Below are 16,573 nucleotides of genomic sequence, written 5' to 3'. Positions count from 1 at the left end.
TTTAAGCTCCACCTGCGTCCTTGGGGCATCCCTTAGATTGAACCTGATAGGCATCCAGTTCATCTATCCAGACTTCACCGTTATATGGGAAAAACAATTGATTGTCTTCGGCCTTAAATTGGCCCAAGCTATTGCGTTTGTTTCCGTTTACCTTTTCAGCTAAATGAATTCGTTGCATCACCTCTGCCTCAACAAGTTGCAGTTTATTGAGGTTGCTTTTGATCTCACTCAAATCTTCATTGGCCAGTTGAGCAACTCGAGATAGCAGGGCAAAATTGTTCATTCCGTTCGTTGATTTTTGGATTTGATCACGAACAGTGAAATCTAGGTGAAACGAGGACGGAAGTAGGTTTGCAATCTTTGCATAGGAAATGCTGTTATAGCCCTTTGATTTTAAGTCCTGACTTGCAGTAAAAATAAAACCATCGGCTTTTCCATTGGCTACATTTGTGAGGTCATTGATGCGAATCTTCATTCGCTCCTTAAAGAGATTTAGAGTTTCAAATACCTTGCTGTACTGGCACAATCGAAGATAAGTGATAGCAGCTGTAAAATAGGCCTCGGGACCAAGAACGGGCTCAAAAACGGGAGAAAAGAGTGTTGTTAAATCAGCAAGGGCCTTTTCGTACTTTCCCGATCGGCCTTGGGTGTGAGCTCGCTCTTCGATGGCAACAATCCAGAGATCCGAGGACTGTGGAATTTTTGAGTAGGTTGCAATCGCACCCGCATAATTCTTATCTTGATATTGGGCCCGAGCTTGGGTCAGCAACAGGCGATCTGAAGGCAATCCGGCTCTTTCAAATGCTGAAGGAGTTGGAAGAATCTTTAATGCCATTTTCGGTTGATTCTGTCTGATGCTAGCGAGAGCCATTCGATATCGCTCGACGAGAGAGTTGACTGATTTTCGCGCCTTTCCGAATTTCAGAGCCAGTGCTTTGTTGTATGCTTTTAAAAATGACTTATAATTGCCAAAATTGTCTCGAAGGGACTCGTTGTTAAGTCTGAGTTCGTTCGATAGAGGCTTCGTAGCCGCTAGGGCCACAGACTTTGGGCTCGCACCAAGAGTGGCGCTGAAAAAGAAAGTCAATAGAATTAAGTGCGAAACCAAGTTTGTTTTCATAACAAAAATCCAAGCCCAAAGGAAAAGGCGGTAATGGCTTGATCGCGCGTTCCAGTATTAATAACATCTTGATATTCCTGGTAGCGAACTTCGAAACGTGAAGTAAAGTGTTGTGACCACCAAATTCCGACGCCCCCTCCAGCTATCCAAGTGGGTGTTTCACCAGAGGTAAGCTTCATGGTTCCGTATCCGCCGGTCACAAAGAGATCAAATTGACTGATTCCAAGATTGAAGAAATTTAATTTTCCATAAAGTGGGTAGACAGTGAGAATTCCAATAGATGAGGAGAGTGGTGTATCCAAGTCGGGTCGAAGTGAATTGTCCCCGTTGGTTCTGCGTTGATTGGCATCAGCAAAAATGCGCTCTCCTTCGGGGGTGAGCTTACTGAGACCATCATAGTAGCGACCTCCAATTGAAACTTTTGGTGTGATATGGAAGTCAAGTGCGTAACCAAGGTTATTAGTCTTAATATAAGAGTCTCCTCCGGTAACGCCATCATAACTGATTCCAAATTCGAACCGAAGATTTCGATCGACGGATCGATTTTGAACAACTCGAACTCGATTTTCACCGTCAATAGCTTTGGCTCGTTCTGCAATGGCCTTATTGGAACCCAAGGAATCCAATTCGCTTCCAGCAGGAGCAGAACGACTTTTCTCCCCAGCCAGTGCAGTCGTTGAGGCAGAGTCCGCCATGACGACAGCCCATGTGACGAGAACGGAAAACAAAAATGATATGATTATGTGATTCATTACTTACCTCTTCCTTTAGAACCTCTCGGTTTTGAACCGGGTTTGCCTTTTCCTTTGGTGGTTTTTTGATCTGGCTTGGCTGCTGGAACAAGAATTCCTGGACTAGCCGTGGCTCCGGGGGCAGCGGCGCTGGAGATGTCGGAAAGCACTGCCACATTCGAGGGAGGTGGTGTTTCGGATGCGGGCCGCGCAATTTTTATCACAACATTTTCGTGTGGTGAAATCAAAGGTGGCTGCTGTTCTTGATTTAAAACCGAGAAGCGAACAAGCCCATCAATGGAGGTTCTTGTCGGATTTCGTTTAAGGAACTCATTGTTCGCTTTCAGGAATTGGACAATAATGGTTTGTAGTATGTCTGGGTCAATTTCTAATAGAAACCGGTATGTGTTATTTCCCAATGATAGGGGGTGAGTTCCCTTTATGGCTGGAGCCAGGTTGATCACCGGATTTTCCTTCGAAACTGCATTGCCATCAAAATCCCAGTTGAGATCGAGCGCTTGGTTGTTTTTAAGCCCCATTGCCACGACATCAAGTCTGATCGGCGGGTGGCTAGCAGTGGTTGGATTGATTTTATCGGGAGCGCTGATTTCCTTGATCATTGGCACTTCAGATGTGCTGGAGACAACAATTCCCATCTGTGTTGGGCATTGTTCTGTTGCAACCGACTGACTAATTGGAGCAAGTTCAATTTGGAAGGATTTAAAACTCTTTCCAACCTCAACGGTGCCTCTGGGCGGCGCATATTTTATGACAAACATCAAACCATTTGGAGTCATGCCACTTTTTGCAGGCTGTTCAAATCCTACCGGAGTCTCGTTGATAGAGAGGGATTGAGTCGATGAGGCATGGGGTCCACGGACATATATCTCGACACTAGTCATCTTCTCTTCGATCGCAAACAGAGTGGGAGGAGCCACAATATTAATTCCGCACCCAGCCCTGTAGGCTTGGTCCTCGGTCTTCAGCTCAACTGGCGGAATGTCCGATTTTACATTTGGATACTTCTCAAGCGGATCCTTCGATCCACCACATCCAGTAGCAATAATACTCGCGATTACAATTAAAATAATATTTTTCATATGAGTCCTTTATCCTTGGTTTAATCGCTTGAGTAAGAACGGATACGTGACTTTTACAGCAACATTTCCTTTTGGTTTTGGAAATCTCCAAGCGCGAAGTTTCCCCAGAATACAAGATTCCACTTGTATTGCTGAGAGGCTTGTGTGAGCGACTTTCGCGACAGTCACCTGGCCGCCCGGAGAAATCACAAAATTGACTGCAACTCGGCCAGACAGATCTGGTTTTGTCTGCAATCCTCTTTCGTAACAATAAATAACCTGCCCCTGATTCCGGCGAATCACAGCATTGATCTGATCGGGGTGGAGACCGCCGTCAACCGTAGCTTCCTCACTCATTGGGAGGTAGTAACCGCCCGAACTTCCGGCCATCTTCATAGATCCGTAGCCAGCTTGTCCTTGGCCCTTCCCCTTGGTTCCATAACCGCCATAGCCGCTTAAGTTCTCGCCACCGCCAATACCAGCCTGAACCAAGCCATGGCCCAAAAGTCCTCGTTCGGATCCGTCCCTCGCGCGGGAAGAATCAAATCCATAGCCACCAGACTTTGAGGCCGACTTAGAGAGCCCTCCCGGCCCGTTTGAGTTCTTATCCATGCCTCCGAGCGCACTGAGAGCTCCCATTCGATTGAGATCGTTCCCGGCCCTTTCATTACGTGTTTTGACCTTGGTTGGTTGGTTTATAACAACTTTCTTGGGCTGTACTCTTGGCGATTTTTTCGGAATAACCTGTGCCTGTTGTGGTACAGGTTTGATTTTCTGAGTACTTGGTTTTACAACCGGCACCTTTTTTTCGACCAAGTCTTCCTTTTTAAATACAGTTACTACTTGGGATTCGGGTTGCTCTTGGTTATGAATCCACCAACCAATGAGAAGCGTGAGAACAAGTAAACTCACCTGAATTCCAGCTGTCCATTTAATGAAGAAGAAGAAGTCGCGATTCTGCTCTTTGCGCTCCGATACGTCAGGTGTCACCTGAGCGACTGATTTTACGTGCCGAATCTGTCCCCAAGCTCCCTTCATAACAGTCTGATCGATGGGACTCGATTTTGTGACTTCGCCCAATTTATCAACTTGAATGCCTTCATCGGTCAGTTCTTTACTGTCTCTGACAATTTCAATACGCTTAAGGTCATGACGATAGATAATTTCCAGCTCCTCTCGCGTGAATGGAAGTACGCGGGCTGTTTCTCCTTGCGAATTTTGCAAAATCAAATAGCTATTTTTCATATCGCCTCTACCTTCCTGATGCGGAGCGAACCGCACGATCTTGAAAATCCCATCTGTAATCAATGAGACGTGGAATATCCTTTTCATTCTCGACAGTTGTTGTCATTCCAAGGGGAGATTGGCGTAAGCCTCTAACAGTCAAATCGTTAAAATTAATATCTGTGCTCAATTTCGAAGCTTCGGAGTTATCGTTGGATGTGGCTTTCTGCTTTTTGATATTCTTACTTGGCCTTCCCGAATTAACTGAGCTGGTAGGTTTGGCTTCGCAAACTGACAGCCTGTCGGTCGTACCGAGAAAAAACAACAGGGTCGCAAGTTCAAGAGTGACAATTAATGGCCTCATCTTCTATCTCCGTGTCTCAGATTTAATCTGAGATAATCTTTCATCTAAATATGCAATCAAAGGACCGTTTGCACGTTTTACTTCCAACTCACGAAGGTCTTCAAGTGTTGAGGGGTCCAATGGATTTTTCTCGACATTTTGGCGTGCCTTTTCAATTCGTGAGGGATTCACTTTCAGATTCTTAATTTCGCTTTCGAATCGAGAAGCCTCACTGCTTGGGAGGAATTCCCGGAGAGCTCTGTAATCACTCAGAGCCACAATGCGAGCCACCGGATCTTCGCTTCCAATTGAGTTCTTCAGCTTATCAATGATCTGCGAGTTAATAGAAAAGAAATTGGACAACAGAGTTTCAGCCTCTTTGGAAGCCAGTTGATAAGGCTGTGCTCGCTCCTGAATCAGTTTACTGTAGGTTGCTCTTTCCAATTGAGAGAGTCCCTTAGGGGTTGGGAGGCCAGTCAATTGGAGATAAAATCGATTATATTCTTTGGCAATTGTTTTGAGAGCGAGAACTTGTAAATAGATGTCTCCGTGCTGATTGGCTTCATTGTACTCGTTCTTTAGCTTTTCAAGAAGTTGCATTCGCTCCTTGATTCCCTTTTGGAGACCTCGATCTGAGGTTGTTGCAATACTGTGACGTTGCACCCGTTCAGAAAACTGCTGGAAATTCTTTCGAAGTTTTAGATTTGACAAATAGATTCCCTCTGGCGTGGAGCGCACACCAGGGACAGAAAGGGCTTTATCAATTTTTGCAGGACGTGGATCCTGCGCGTGAAGTTCCAGAGTGATCTGCGCCAATAAATCTGGATTTGACCTTAATTGACCTATCATTCGATCATAGGTCGCCCATTTGTAATGACTTCGGCGGATCAGCTTTATACGAATGAGATTGGTGTTGCGCGTGGACCGAGCTGTTCTGAGGAAAGCATTAAAGTGCTTTTCAGGATTGAGTCCTGCCAACTCGGCCAGAAGTCCGAGGCGCAAAGACCTTTGTTCTTGAGTTAGATCTTTCATTGCTAGATCGCTTGCGACGGAATAGGCTTCCCTAAATTCCAATTTAAGTTCATGAACCCAGAGAAGACTTTTCTTAGCCAATTCAATGTCGTTCCTTGTTATGCCTCTCACGGCTAAAAGCTTCTTGCTAGACGAGGAGATTGTTTCGAGATCTTTAAGCTTTTCAGAACCCAAAATCATAGTGCGATAGTGAGTTGCCTGGTCATCAGCAGGTAGATGTTTGATTGGATAGGCTATCAGGATTTTCAACTCAGAACGAACCAGTGATTCGTCAACGGGCGCTGACTTCAAAGCTAAAACAATCTGGTTTATTGTGACCTTACGTCCAATCTCATTAAAATGATCGGCACGATTGGGAAACTTCGGAGCATAAAGTCTTGAAAACTCACGGATCTCGCGATCATTTTTGATAAGCTTCAAGGCGTCAAGTGAGAGTTCAGCCGACTGCAAACGAAGTTTACCATCCTTGAAATCGCTATCCAGAGCTAAGCGTTTGAACGCCTCTGCAGCTTCTGCATACTTGTTGGTCTTGTAGAGAATATAGGCAAGTTGATAGCGAACGGTGTAGGCCAGGGGCCCATTTGAATTGAGTTCGAGATATTTCCGGAGAGCCCTTTCGTAAAGCGCTTGATTGTGGCTTTCTTCAGCAATTTCAATAGCGATGACCAGAGAAGACTCCAATTCCTTTTTCATCTTCTTTTTTGCAGCTACAATTGCCGCTTGCTCGTAAAGTTCGTATGCCGTGATGTTATCATTGCGTTGCTTTGCCACCTGCGCGGCCCAAACGATCACTTCAAAATCCTCAGGATTGCAGGAAATATATTTTTGATAGGCCAATGAGAGTTTTTCTGTAGGGGCCGTCTTTTCCTTTTTTGTCCAAGTAACTAAAAGGGACTTGAAATCGTTTTTGACACTCTCACATTTTTTGTCTGAACAGTTCTTTTTTTGAACGAAGACAACAGTCTGATCGAGGTGATGGAGAGCTTGAGGATAATTTTCAAGGTCATAAAAGTTCTGCGCGAGCTTTAGTTGGATTTCAGCACTGTCATGGCTTGAACTATCTTGTCGCAACAAAAGAGTCCAAATAAGAAGAGAACCCTTTTTGTTTCCAAGACGATCAGCTTCTTCTCCGAAAAATTTGAGATTTTCGACTCTATCCTGCTCCGGAGAATGTGCAAGATAGCTGTCTACATCTTTGGATGTAAAAGGGTTTCGCGCCTGCATGGTTGCGTAATCGCGCATCAGATCTTTATGAAATGCGGTGAGAGAAAGTCTTTGGGCTTGTTTGATGGCCTTTTGTATCGTTCGTAGCGCTTCGTCGCTGCGTCCAAGATTGTAGGCTGTCCATGATTGGCGGAAGACAATATAAGCCCGATCTTCTGGCGTGGCTCTTCGAAGTGCTGAGTCGTAGGAAATAGCAGCTTTACGATAATCCCCATTTTGGAATAATATTTCTGCAATGCCGAGGTGGGCTTTTGAGTGAATCTTGAATTGGCGACTATCCTTAAGTATTTCCTTATAGGTCTTCTCCATACTTTTGATCTGATTTGTCAACTTGTAAAGATTAGCCAATTGGAGGTTGACCCTTTGAATATTTTCAATATGGCTCAGGATCATGCGCTTTGTTGCTAGATAGTATGCAATCGCCTTCTGGCGATCCTTTTTTGCATCTTTGCATTCGGTGCAATTTTTCTCGCCAGCTGCAATGTCTTTAAGGCGGGCTCGTTCAGAATAGAGATCACCAAGCCGAATTTTTATGGTAGTTGCCTGTTCTGAGTTATCCGGCAAACTAGGTAGAACAGTTGTGAGCTTTCCAATCAGGGCGTCATGAGTTTGCAGATCCATTCTGGCAGTCGCAGACTCTGATTCAGAGCTGTGGCTCTGAATCGACATGAAGATTGAAAAAATGAAGGCAAGAGCCATCAGGCTTGAGCGACTCACATTTTCTCCTCTTTAATAACCGCAAATTGAACTTCAGAAAAACCAGATTGCAGACCAGCCACAACGACGGGGTTGAGCTCACCCCAGGTCAATTGACGGTCAGCTTGAATGACGATAGCCTTTTTGTCTGGGTTGTCGGTTTGTAGGTCCGAGAGCTTCTTTAACTCTTCTCCCAATTGCTGCAGGGCGATCGTTCTCCCGCCGATTTCGTATGACTGATTTTTGTTAACTAAAATAACGAGCGAATTCGTCAAGGCCTGTGCTTGACTGGCCTTTGGGAGGACCATTCCGTTTGGCATATCAAGATCGATTTCGCCAAATGAGGTGGCCAATAGAAGGTACACTAAAATGATGGCGAAACAGTCAACCAATGAGGTCAAATTGTGTCCGCTGTGTTCTCCAGAGTGGGACTTAGATTTCTTAAACGAATTGGCTTTTCTCATATATAGGGACCTCTCTGTTATAAAGGAGCAATTCCGATGTCGACAAATTCGGCCTTCTTTAAGAAATTCATCGCTTGAATCAGGTCTTCGTAACTAGAATCTGTTTGTGGAAATACAATAGCTGTTCGGAGTTCCGGGTTTTCCATTTTTTTGGATCCTGCATAATCAGCAAGATCGCCAAAAGTGATGCGCTTCTTTTTATCATTAACTTTAAGACCGTGGGTCGAAACCAGAATACTATCCTTGGATTCTAGTTCCACCCACATTGATTTTGGATTTTCATCTTGAGATTGAGCTTCAGTACCTAAACCTTGCTTCGAGGACATGACCCCAGCTTGAAGCCAAACAGCAGTGAAGAGTAAAAAGCTGATGCATACGGACAGCAGGTCGATAAACGGGACAAGATTGACTTCAGCGGAAGCATGATTTTTTTTCTTGTTACGGGAAAACATTTGTCACGTCCTTATAAATAAATATTATTACTATTTACTATATAGATTTCCGTTTTGCGCGCGGTACATTTTCGAAGCTATAGCAAAGCCAGTTGAGAACTTTCGTAGAAGCCTGATTCAAATCCTCTTGTAGCTCATTGGTTCTGTTAGAAAGCACTGAATACATGACAAGAGCTGGGATGGCGACGACAAGTCCATAGGCTGTGCAGTTCATTGCTTCTGAAATGCCTGTCGAGAGAATTGTCGCTTTTTCGGCTCCATTGGCTAAACTCACAGCCGAAAAGGATTTAATCATCCCTGTAATCGTACCCAGTAGGCCGATGAGGGTTGATACGTTTCCTATCATCGACAGTAAAGATGTCCTCTTTTCGAGTTTTGCATTTTCCGATGAAAGCACTTCTTCCATCTTTGCATGAATTTCGTCTTTCCCACCCAGATTGATAGCCGATTGGATTCCGGCGACGGCCACTGAACCCAATGCATTTGACTGGGAGATGTTTCGAGCCTTGCTTAAGGCTTGATCGATTTGACCTTTTTTGATGTCGTCTTCAAAATGCCGAGCTAATTGTTTTTGTCCTGGGGATCTCCTCAGATACAGGAAATAGGCTCTCTCGACAATGATAGCAATGGAAAATACGTGCACGCCCAAAATGGCATACATCCAAATTCCGCCATGAGTGAAAGCCTCTGAAATATACGTAAACATTTGATACCACCTCTCTTTGGGTTTAGTTCCTCGCTTGTCTATCGCAATGGCGATGCCAGCCTAAAGCGACCGTTTAATGGCAATAGAGCGAATCGAGGCTAAATGAATTTCAAAAGCGGTGACAATTATGGGAAGTTTTCTGTTGCGAATGACATTTTGAGAAGATTTAGGTCGAGTCAGTCAAAATCTGTACTGTTTGCGCGTCTTTTTGATTTCCCCACGTTGTTTTTTCGACTCAATACGTTTTGTTTTTGCAGCTTTTGACGGCTTTGTTTTAATCCTCTTTTTTGGAATAAATAGGGCCTTCTCAATCATTTTCTTTAGTTTCGAAATGCAAATTTCTTTGTTTTGTTCTCTGCTGCGGTATTCTTCCGATGTTACAATGATGTATTCGCCCTTTCTTAAGAGGGTTTGAAGGTCAGCGAGAGCTTTGGCCTTTTGATCTTCTGTCAAGGCATGGGTTTGTGCGAGATTCCATCGGACTTCAGCTTTTGACTCAGTTTTATTGACGTGCTGACCGCCGGGGCCCGAGCTTCGGCTGTAACGAAAATCCAATTCGTCCAAGATTCTCTTCCAGATGAAAGGAGTCATTTTAACCTCAAGCGCGAAAATATTCTGTCTTCGAATATAGTCATCGAGGGCACTTACTCATGAGGATGAATTCTATTTCGTAGATGGTCGTTTGGCTACAAATTCTTCTCGGGGGCCGCCAAGGCTGCCTGAAACCCTAAGAATAAGGCCTTCCTGGTAACATTCCACAATGTCCGTGGATTTTATTCTTGTTGCTATGTCTTTTTCGTACTTTCGCACATAGATTTGGTTGCATTCGGATGTTGCAGTCTCTTCCTGGGCAGCGTTTGTTGAGTACCAGCATTCTTCTGAATTTTTCTCCTGGCTTGAAAAGCGAAGAATGGTTGCTGTGTGATCTGTGAAAGAGGCGTTTCCAAGGCAGACTTGGCTCACAGCGCTTCCGGCCACTATGTTGTCCCCGCACCATACCCAATTGAGGACGGAGCCCTCCCGTAGTTGGCAGGTGGAGTTGAGAACTTTCTGGGCCTGGGCTTTTAGCAAGAACCCTCCCTGGCTGCAAGAAATGGAGAAGGAGATAGAGGCGAGGAATGGGATGAGTATCAATAGCAATCGCCTCTCATTTGGGAACTGAGGGGCCCGGAATAGATTTGAAATGATTTTACAGCGAGGCCTCATGTGCATTCGAAATAGGCTACCACCACACGATCTGTCTGAGCAGGAATTGATTGTGATTGGGACTTAAGTGCAGGACTACTGATTTCATTTTATGTTGTATCTGCGCTAACTATAGGCCGTTTTGTCTTGAACGTGAGGAGTTGTATACCAAAACGGAATTAGGCGAGTTCCCCGCCACAATCTTTGATTTGATTTTTTTAACGAGAACCGGGGGAAAACTCCGTCTCTTATGGTTTTTAGACACAGATTTTCGCTTTGGCTGGGGGTTGTTTTCTGCTGTAGTCTGAGAGGTTGTCTTATATTTATTCAGTGTTGTTCGTGTTCTCAGTTGCCTGGGGTTCTTTGCGGTTGCGCTTAACACAGGCTTAAGCGGATCTTCTGGAGGGAGAGAAAAGACAAAGCTAGCCGCAGAGAAAGCCGTTGAAACTACAATAATAACAAAATGCATGAGTTTGACGTCTTTCTGTGCCAGTGTCCTATCCCCTTCTTTGTCTTGATTCATATTCACTACATTCACTTGAAAGAGAATTCAAATTCCAGTCCAAGTAAGAAATCATAAGTCATCGAAATTAGATGAGAAAATGTTCCGCCAAGGAATTGACCTGAAAAACAACTGGGCATTTATCCGCTTTATTTTGGGACGTGGAGTTTTCAACATCATGGAATAACGGATGATTTTGTAAGTCCAATAGATATCGTAAACCTATTCACGCTGTCGATGGGCTACACATGTAAAACTGGGATGGCAGAGGAGATATCACTTCAGTTTCTGTATTATGACTGTGTCATAACACTCTCTCGTATTGATGTGTCTCAATTTGAATACAATTGGTCAAAATATTGATTCGAATCAGTAAATTAATTTTACTTAACTGAGAATATTGCTTTTGATCGAAATAACTAACTCAAGGTTGGGTCTCAGAAGAAATATTTTGTTATGGGGGTGAGGAATTCATATGATTGACCAAGCTACGACAGAGATTGAGAGATACAGATGATCGGGACGATCACAAATTTTTCGAATAAATGGAGGTCATAAAATTTGAAAATGGGAAGTGACGAAAGCGGGAGGGGGATTGGGTCTAAAGGGCTTCTAATGGGTCGGTCAATTGACGGGCGAGCTGATCTGGCAAGAGCTTTGGATGAACTGAATCGTGAGCAAGTAATTCTAAGACTATCTCCCGGTGAGGTGGTTTCATCTGATAAGGCGGAAATTTTGAAGGTTGGATACGTTATGGACGGATCCATTTCTCGCAAAGTGAGCAATGGTGGCAGTCGATATTTTGTTGCCGCTATCATGGTTTCTGGAGATCTGATTGGGATTGATTGTCTGTTTGAGACGCGGCATTCTCAGTGTGTTTATATTTCCAGAGAGGCCACGAGGTTATGTCTTTTTCCAAGTGTTCGAGTGCGAGAGGTGATGGATATTTCTAGTCAATTATCGGAGTCTTTTCTTGAGATGCAGTCGCGTTATATTCAAGAGTTTCTGAGTCATATGCAGGTCATGTCGAACAAAAGTCTTAGAGCTCGCGTTGCAGCAGGGATCCTTTATTTTAATGGGAAACTGGGTTCACGTCCTTGGACGAACAAGGAATTGGCCGCATGGGCAGGAGTGACTCAGGAGGGAGTTGGACGTTGCTTTACTGATTTTCTGGCGAAGGGCGTGGTGAGAAAGACAGGTCGACGCACCCAAATTCAAAATCGTCAAGTCTTGGAAGATATTGCGAGCGAGTTTAAGGCCGACAAGGCTCCCCATTTGGTTTCTTTCTTGGTTTCGGCAAAAGAGGAGTAGATTATTTTTTGACACTGTGAAAGCATTTAACAGTGGATTTTATGTTCGGATTACTTTTTGCCAAATGAAACCGGGGGCAACTATGAAAAAGGGATTTTTCTTTATTCAATTCCAATTGATTGGGTTATTAACATTTGTTTTTGTTTCGCTTCAGTCAAACGCCCTCTCTCCACAGAGCATTTTTGACAAGGACGGAAATCGGCTTTCTGACGATCAGGCGAATTCCAGTCGGGTTGCCTGGGAATTGCTGTCGTTTGACCGTTCTCCAGAGTGGGGAGGCATGGGACTTCTCAGTCAGGGATCTTTTGGAGGTGGATGTTCAGCGACTCACATTGATGTGGGTGGGGGGGATGATGCCCCGGTTTATATTGTTACCAATGGACACTGTCTGATGGACGGATTTCCGCAGCCCGGAGAGTTTTTGGTTGACCGAGCTCCCGCGCGTGGATTGAGTTTTACGGCGCGTTTTTATGAAGATGCAGGAAATCGTAAAATTAAATATTTGGTCGAGAGAATCGAATATGCCACCATGACGTGGACTGACTTGGCCTTGATGAGACTGAGAGGGAAGAGGATAGATCTGCGTTCGGTTGGCTTAAAGGGTTTTCCGATTGCTTCTGATGCCCCAATTTTTGGGGAGACGGTGGCAAATGTGGGAATCCCTCAAAGTGGGCTTTTGAGCCGTTACTTGAGAAAGAGTGAATGCCAGATTCTTGAGGTTGTTGATCTGCTCGAAGGGGAATGGAGATTTGAGGCTTCGATGCGGAACAAGTGCAGTGTGTTGGGTGGGTCTTCCGGGTCATCTCTTGTTTCTTTGGTGACAGGTAAAATTGTAGCTTTGATCAACACGGGAGTGGATGATAGAGCGAGAACTCCCTGTCAGGAAAATCATCCCTGTGAAGTTGAAAAAACGGGGAGAACATCCTCCCATCCTGAATTTAACTATGCGCAGAGAGTTCAGGAGCTAGCGAGCTGTTTTGACGGACAAGGCAGATTTCGTCTGAATGATCCTCAGTGCCGCTTAAATCACTGAATGTAGTTCACTGAATATAGTTCACTGAATAATGAAGAACTACAATGTTGTTGTCTTCGTTGGCCCAGGAGGAGATGCAACGGCCTGCTGCTCTTGGTTAGAGTCTCCTTTATTTGGCAGAGATGGTTCTGTCCCTCGGCTGCATCGGCTTCGTGCGGGGATAGAGATTTGAGATGGCCATCGCATCATGGAGAGAAATTTGATTGCTTGCACGATTGTAGGACATGATACTATCTAGTTCGAATTCGTGATCGAGCGTTAAGAGATGTCCAAATTCATGCCTGACAGTTCCAACAAGACTTTTGAAATCATAATCAGAAGAGCGTTCAACTTTCCTTCGCTCCTTTGCAAAAATAAAGATGTCTGAATCCTGCATTTGGTTGGTAATAGGATTTCTCTCTGAAAGAGTGATGGCAGTATTTATAATATCGGGATCTTGTTCCGTTAAATAGTTGTCGACAAATTGTATACAATGAAAATTCAGGTCAGAAAATGGAGGGTATGTATCCGTCGTCTCGAGCTCGATTTCAAGGCGGTCGGTGAGCAGCTGAGACCAGCTTTCGATGGCCTGGCGAATAGGTTTTTCGATCTTTCTGGTCTCGGCTCCGCAAATCTTCACGGGGAGTGGGGATTTGTTGCTCCAGGGAATTTTCACTCCTTTTCCAAAAATGTAATTAAATACCTTCGTGCCAATGGAAATTGGGGGAGTTGGTTCATTTTTTGTCCAATAAAAAGCAACAAGAGAGGAGCCTGATTCGCCAGCATCATAACGGCCAAGAAAGCTCATCATTTGGCAATTCTGAGAACAGCTAAAGTGAATGGGGGTAACAGGGATCTTTTTTTCGCCTACCTGCACTTCAAATATCTTAAACTTTCCATTGGTATCAGAATTCAGTAAAAATTTAGGTTGACTCGGATATTGCGATTCAAAACTCCAGACCCCATTAGGTTTTTCAATCATGTTATAGGCCTGTGAAACTTCGGGTTTCTTTTCTTCGCTCGGGTCGTTATCGCTGGGGGCATTCTCCTCTTCTATGTCCTGATTCGGATTGGGAAGAACAGCAACTTCCTTCTCCATAAACTCGTTAATTGATCTCAATAGGTAGTTGTTTGCCTCCCGAATTTGATCCCCCTCAAAAGGAGTTGAAGGTTCGCCAGTGCTTCCGGAAATAAAATTCATGGGATCGCCGTTAACAAAGTAGGTCTGAACTTTCGGACCTTCCACATTGGATCTCTTATTCTCTTTTGCGCAACCCATGAAGAAAAGGCTTGAAATGAGGCTATAAGCCAAAATTGAGTTCAAAGGGCTTTTTGATATACCTGTTACTCCAATCATTATTTCTCCTTGCCAACTGGTTGGGCGGTTTATCCGATCTGGGATACAACTTTTACGCTATGAGTAAAAAGACGGCAACAGGGAAGCGAGTCATTTTGTGTTTTGAAAAAATATTCAAGATTACAAATCGACACAAAGAAATACAGTAATGAAGAACTACAATGTTGTTGTTTCCGTCGGAGCAGGAGAAGGAAATGCAACGGCCTGCAGCTGTTGGTTAGAGTCTCCTTTATTTGACAGAGATAGTTCTGTTTTTGGCTTCACCGGCTTCATCGGCTTCGTGCGAGGATAGAGATTTGCGATGGCCATCGCATCATAGAAAGAACACTGGATGTCTTCAGGATTGTAGGACATGATACTTTCTGTTTCGAATTGGTGGTCGAGCGTTAAGAGATGTCCAAATTCATGCCTGACGGTTCGAACAAGACCTGGGATATCATTAGAAAAATCCTCATATTTTTCTAGCTCCTTTGCAAAAATAATGATGTCGGAATCCTGCATTTGGTTGGTAATAGGATTTGAAGTGCCAATAGTGATGGCATGTTGTGAAATTTCGGGATCCTGTTCCATTAAATAATTGTCAACAATTTGAATACAATGAAAATTCAGATCAGAAAATGGAGGGTATGTATCCACCGTTTCGAGTTCGATTTCAAGTCGGTCAGTGAGTAGCTGAGACCAGTTTGCGACGGCCTGGCGAATAGGTTTTTCGATCTTCCTGGTCTGGGTTCCGCAAATCTTCACGGGGAGAGGGGATTTGTTGTTCCAGGGAATTTTCACCCCTTTTCCAAAAATGTAATTAAACACCTTTGTGCCAATGGGAACTGGGGGAGTTGGTTCATTTTTTGTCCAATAAAAAGCAACAAGAGCGGACCCGGAATCTTCAGCATCATAACGGCCAAGAAAACTCATTATTTGGCAATTCTGAGAACAGCTAAAGTGAATGGGGGTAACAGGCAGCGTTTTTTCCCTTAACTGCAGGGCAAATATCTTAAACTTTCCGTTGGTATCAGAACTTAGTAAAAACTTAAGTTGGCCTGGATCCTGCGATTCAAAACTCCAGACCCCATTAAGTTTTTCAATCATGTTAAAGTCCTTTGAAACTTCGGTTTTCCTTTCCTTGCTCGGACTTTCCTTATCCCTGGGAGCATTTTCTTTTTCTAGGTCCCGATTCGAGTTGGGAGGAAGAGCAACTTCCCTCTCCGTGAACTGGATAATTGATGTTAAAAGGTAGTTGTTTGTCTCGCGAATCTGATCCCCCCCAAAAGGAGTTGAGGGTTCACCAGTGCTTCCGGAAATAAGATTCTTGGGATCGCCTTTAACAAAGTAAGTCTGAACTTTTGAACTTCCCTCAATGGACTTCTTCTTCTCTTTTGCACAACCCATGAAACAAAAACTTGAAATGAGGCAATAAGCTAGAATCGAAATCAAAGGACTTTTTGATTTACCCATTATTCCAATCATTATTTCTCCGTGCCAACTGATTGAGCGGTTTATCCGATCTGGAATATAACTTTTACGCTATGAGTCAAAAAAGGGCAACAGGGAAGCGAGTTATTTAAATTTTTTGAAAAATATTCAAAATTACAAGTCGACAAAAATACAAACCGAAAGGCTTATTTCTAGACGTATTCGATTCGGATAATTTCAACAACTGAATCTCCCGTTGGCTTATGAATGAGAGCTTCCTCACCTTGTTTTCTATTTAAAAGGGCCTTGGCCAATGGAGACTTCCAGGAGATCTTTCCGCGAGAGACATCAATTTCGTCCTCCCCCACAATCTGGTAGGTTCTGGATTCATTTTGCTCATTGAGGATAGTGACTGTCGCACCAAAGAGGACTTTGTCGGCGGAGACAGATTTTGGATCAACCACTTGAGCCATCTCAATGCGTTGTCCAAGAAATCGCAAGCGGCGGTCAATTTCTCTCAAACGTCTTTTGCCATAGATATAATCAGCATTTTCGCTCCGATCGCCATTGCCTGCAGCCCAAGCAATTGTTTCTACAAGCTTTGGACGCTCCTTGTGAAAGAGTTCGCGGTACTCGTTTCGGAGGGTCTCGAGTCCAGAAGGAGTGATGTAGTTAGGGGCAGTGGCCATAGTGGCGAACTCTTCTCACAGCTCTCGTTGTTTCAC

Annotated in this window: 16 protein-coding genes; 2 read left to right on the top strand and 14 right to left on the bottom strand. The window is 44.1% G+C overall.

Annotated features, from left to right (window positions below; genetic code table 11):
- Window position 1 precedes the first annotated feature (1 nt).
- The 11 genes from IPL83_11430 to IPL83_11380 all read right to left on the bottom strand — a co-directional run bounded on the left by IPL83_11430 (window position 2) and on the right by IPL83_11380 (window position 10,142).
- Window positions 2-1,120 (bottom strand): hypothetical protein, encoded by a 1,119-nt coding sequence (locus IPL83_11430; GenBank protein MBK9039757.1) that lies wholly within the window; start codon window positions 1,118-1,120, stop codon window positions 2-4.
- Window positions 1,117-1,872 carry an outer membrane beta-barrel domain-containing protein gene (locus IPL83_11425; protein MBK9039756.1) on the bottom strand — a complete coding sequence of 252 codons (756 nt, stop codon included), beginning with the start codon at window positions 1,870-1,872 and terminating at the stop codon, window positions 1,117-1,119. Before IPL83_11425 ends, IPL83_11430 begins: the two co-directional genes overlap by 4 nt.
- Window positions 1,872-2,951, bottom strand: a complete 1,080-nt coding sequence (locus IPL83_11420; protein MBK9039755.1) for a hypothetical protein — start codon at window positions 2,949-2,951, stop codon at window positions 1,872-1,874. The genes IPL83_11425 and IPL83_11420 overlap by 1 nt, the downstream gene beginning before the upstream one ends.
- Window positions 2,952-2,960: 9 nt before the next feature.
- Window positions 2,961-4,175: an AgmX/PglI C-terminal domain-containing protein gene (locus tag IPL83_11415; protein ID MBK9039754.1), complete on the bottom strand. Its 1,215-nt coding sequence runs from the start codon at window positions 4,173-4,175 to the stop codon at window positions 2,961-2,963.
- 7 nt (window positions 4,176-4,182) lie between these two features.
- Window positions 4,183-4,518, bottom strand: a complete 336-nt coding sequence (locus IPL83_11410; protein MBK9039753.1) for a hypothetical protein — start codon at window positions 4,516-4,518, stop codon at window positions 4,183-4,185.
- Window positions 4,519-4,521: 3 nt separating this feature from the next.
- On the bottom strand, window positions 4,522-7,470 hold the full coding sequence (locus tag IPL83_11405; protein ID MBK9039752.1) for a tetratricopeptide repeat protein: 2,949 nt from the start codon (window positions 7,468-7,470) through the stop codon (window positions 4,522-4,524).
- The gene (locus tag IPL83_11400) at window positions 7,467-7,913 is read right to left on the bottom strand and encodes a biopolymer transporter ExbD (GenBank protein ID MBK9039751.1); all 447 of its coding nucleotides are present in this window, start codon (window positions 7,911-7,913) and stop codon (window positions 7,467-7,469) included. The genes IPL83_11405 and IPL83_11400 overlap by 4 nt, the downstream gene beginning before the upstream one ends.
- A 17-nt stretch (window positions 7,914-7,930) precedes the next feature.
- Window positions 7,931-8,365, bottom strand: a complete 435-nt coding sequence (locus IPL83_11395; GenBank protein MBK9039750.1) for a biopolymer transporter ExbD — start codon at window positions 8,363-8,365, stop codon at window positions 7,931-7,933.
- A gap of 37 nt (window positions 8,366-8,402) precedes the next feature.
- Window positions 8,403-9,071, bottom strand: a complete 669-nt coding sequence (locus tag IPL83_11390) for a MotA/TolQ/ExbB proton channel family protein (protein ID MBK9039749.1) — start codon at window positions 9,069-9,071, stop codon at window positions 8,403-8,405.
- Between the two features lie 180 nt (window positions 9,072-9,251).
- A complete protein-coding gene (arfB, locus tag IPL83_11385; GenBank protein MBK9039748.1) occupies window positions 9,252-9,662 on the bottom strand; it encodes an aminoacyl-tRNA hydrolase in 411 nt (136 codons plus the stop codon).
- A gap of 72 nt (window positions 9,663-9,734) precedes the next feature.
- Window positions 9,735-10,142: a hypothetical protein gene (locus tag IPL83_11380; GenBank protein MBK9039747.1), complete on the bottom strand. Its 408-nt coding sequence runs from the start codon at window positions 10,140-10,142 to the stop codon at window positions 9,735-9,737.
- 1,177 nt (window positions 10,143-11,319) lie between these two features.
- Here IPL83_11380 and IPL83_11375 point away from each other — a divergent pair.
- Window positions 11,320-12,069 carry a Crp/Fnr family transcriptional regulator gene (locus IPL83_11375; GenBank protein MBK9039746.1) on the top strand — a complete coding sequence of 250 codons (750 nt, stop codon included), beginning with the start codon at window positions 11,320-11,322 and terminating at the stop codon, window positions 12,067-12,069.
- An 82-nt stretch (window positions 12,070-12,151) separates the two neighbouring features.
- Complete coding sequence (locus tag IPL83_11370) at window positions 12,152-13,102, top strand: trypsin-like peptidase domain-containing protein (protein ID MBK9039745.1); 951 nt, start codon at window positions 12,152-12,154, stop codon at window positions 13,100-13,102.
- Window positions 13,103-13,211: 109 nt separating this feature from the next.
- Here the strand turns inward: IPL83_11370 and IPL83_11365 are convergent, their stop codons facing one another.
- From IPL83_11365 to greB, 3 genes are all read right to left on the bottom strand, one after another.
- Complete coding sequence (locus tag IPL83_11365; protein ID MBK9039744.1) at window positions 13,212-14,438, bottom strand: matrixin family metalloprotease; 1,227 nt, start codon at window positions 14,436-14,438, stop codon at window positions 13,212-13,214.
- Window positions 14,439-14,594: 156 nt separating this feature from the next.
- Window positions 14,595-15,902, bottom strand: a complete 1,308-nt coding sequence (locus tag IPL83_11360; protein ID MBK9039743.1) for a hypothetical protein — start codon at window positions 15,900-15,902, stop codon at window positions 14,595-14,597.
- Between the two features lie 158 nt (window positions 15,903-16,060).
- Window positions 16,061-16,537 (bottom strand): transcription elongation factor GreB, encoded by a 477-nt coding sequence (gene greB, locus IPL83_11355; GenBank protein MBK9039742.1) that lies wholly within the window; start codon window positions 16,535-16,537, stop codon window positions 16,061-16,063.
- Window positions 16,538-16,573 lie beyond the last annotated feature (36 nt).

The organism is Bdellovibrionales bacterium (assembly GCA_016716765.1).
Classification (GTDB): Bacteria; Bdellovibrionota; Bdellovibrionia; order Bdellovibrionales; family UBA1609; genus JADJVA01.
The sequence above is the reverse complement of the archived record's forward strand: the minus strand, read 5'-3'. Positions and strand labels throughout refer to the sequence as shown.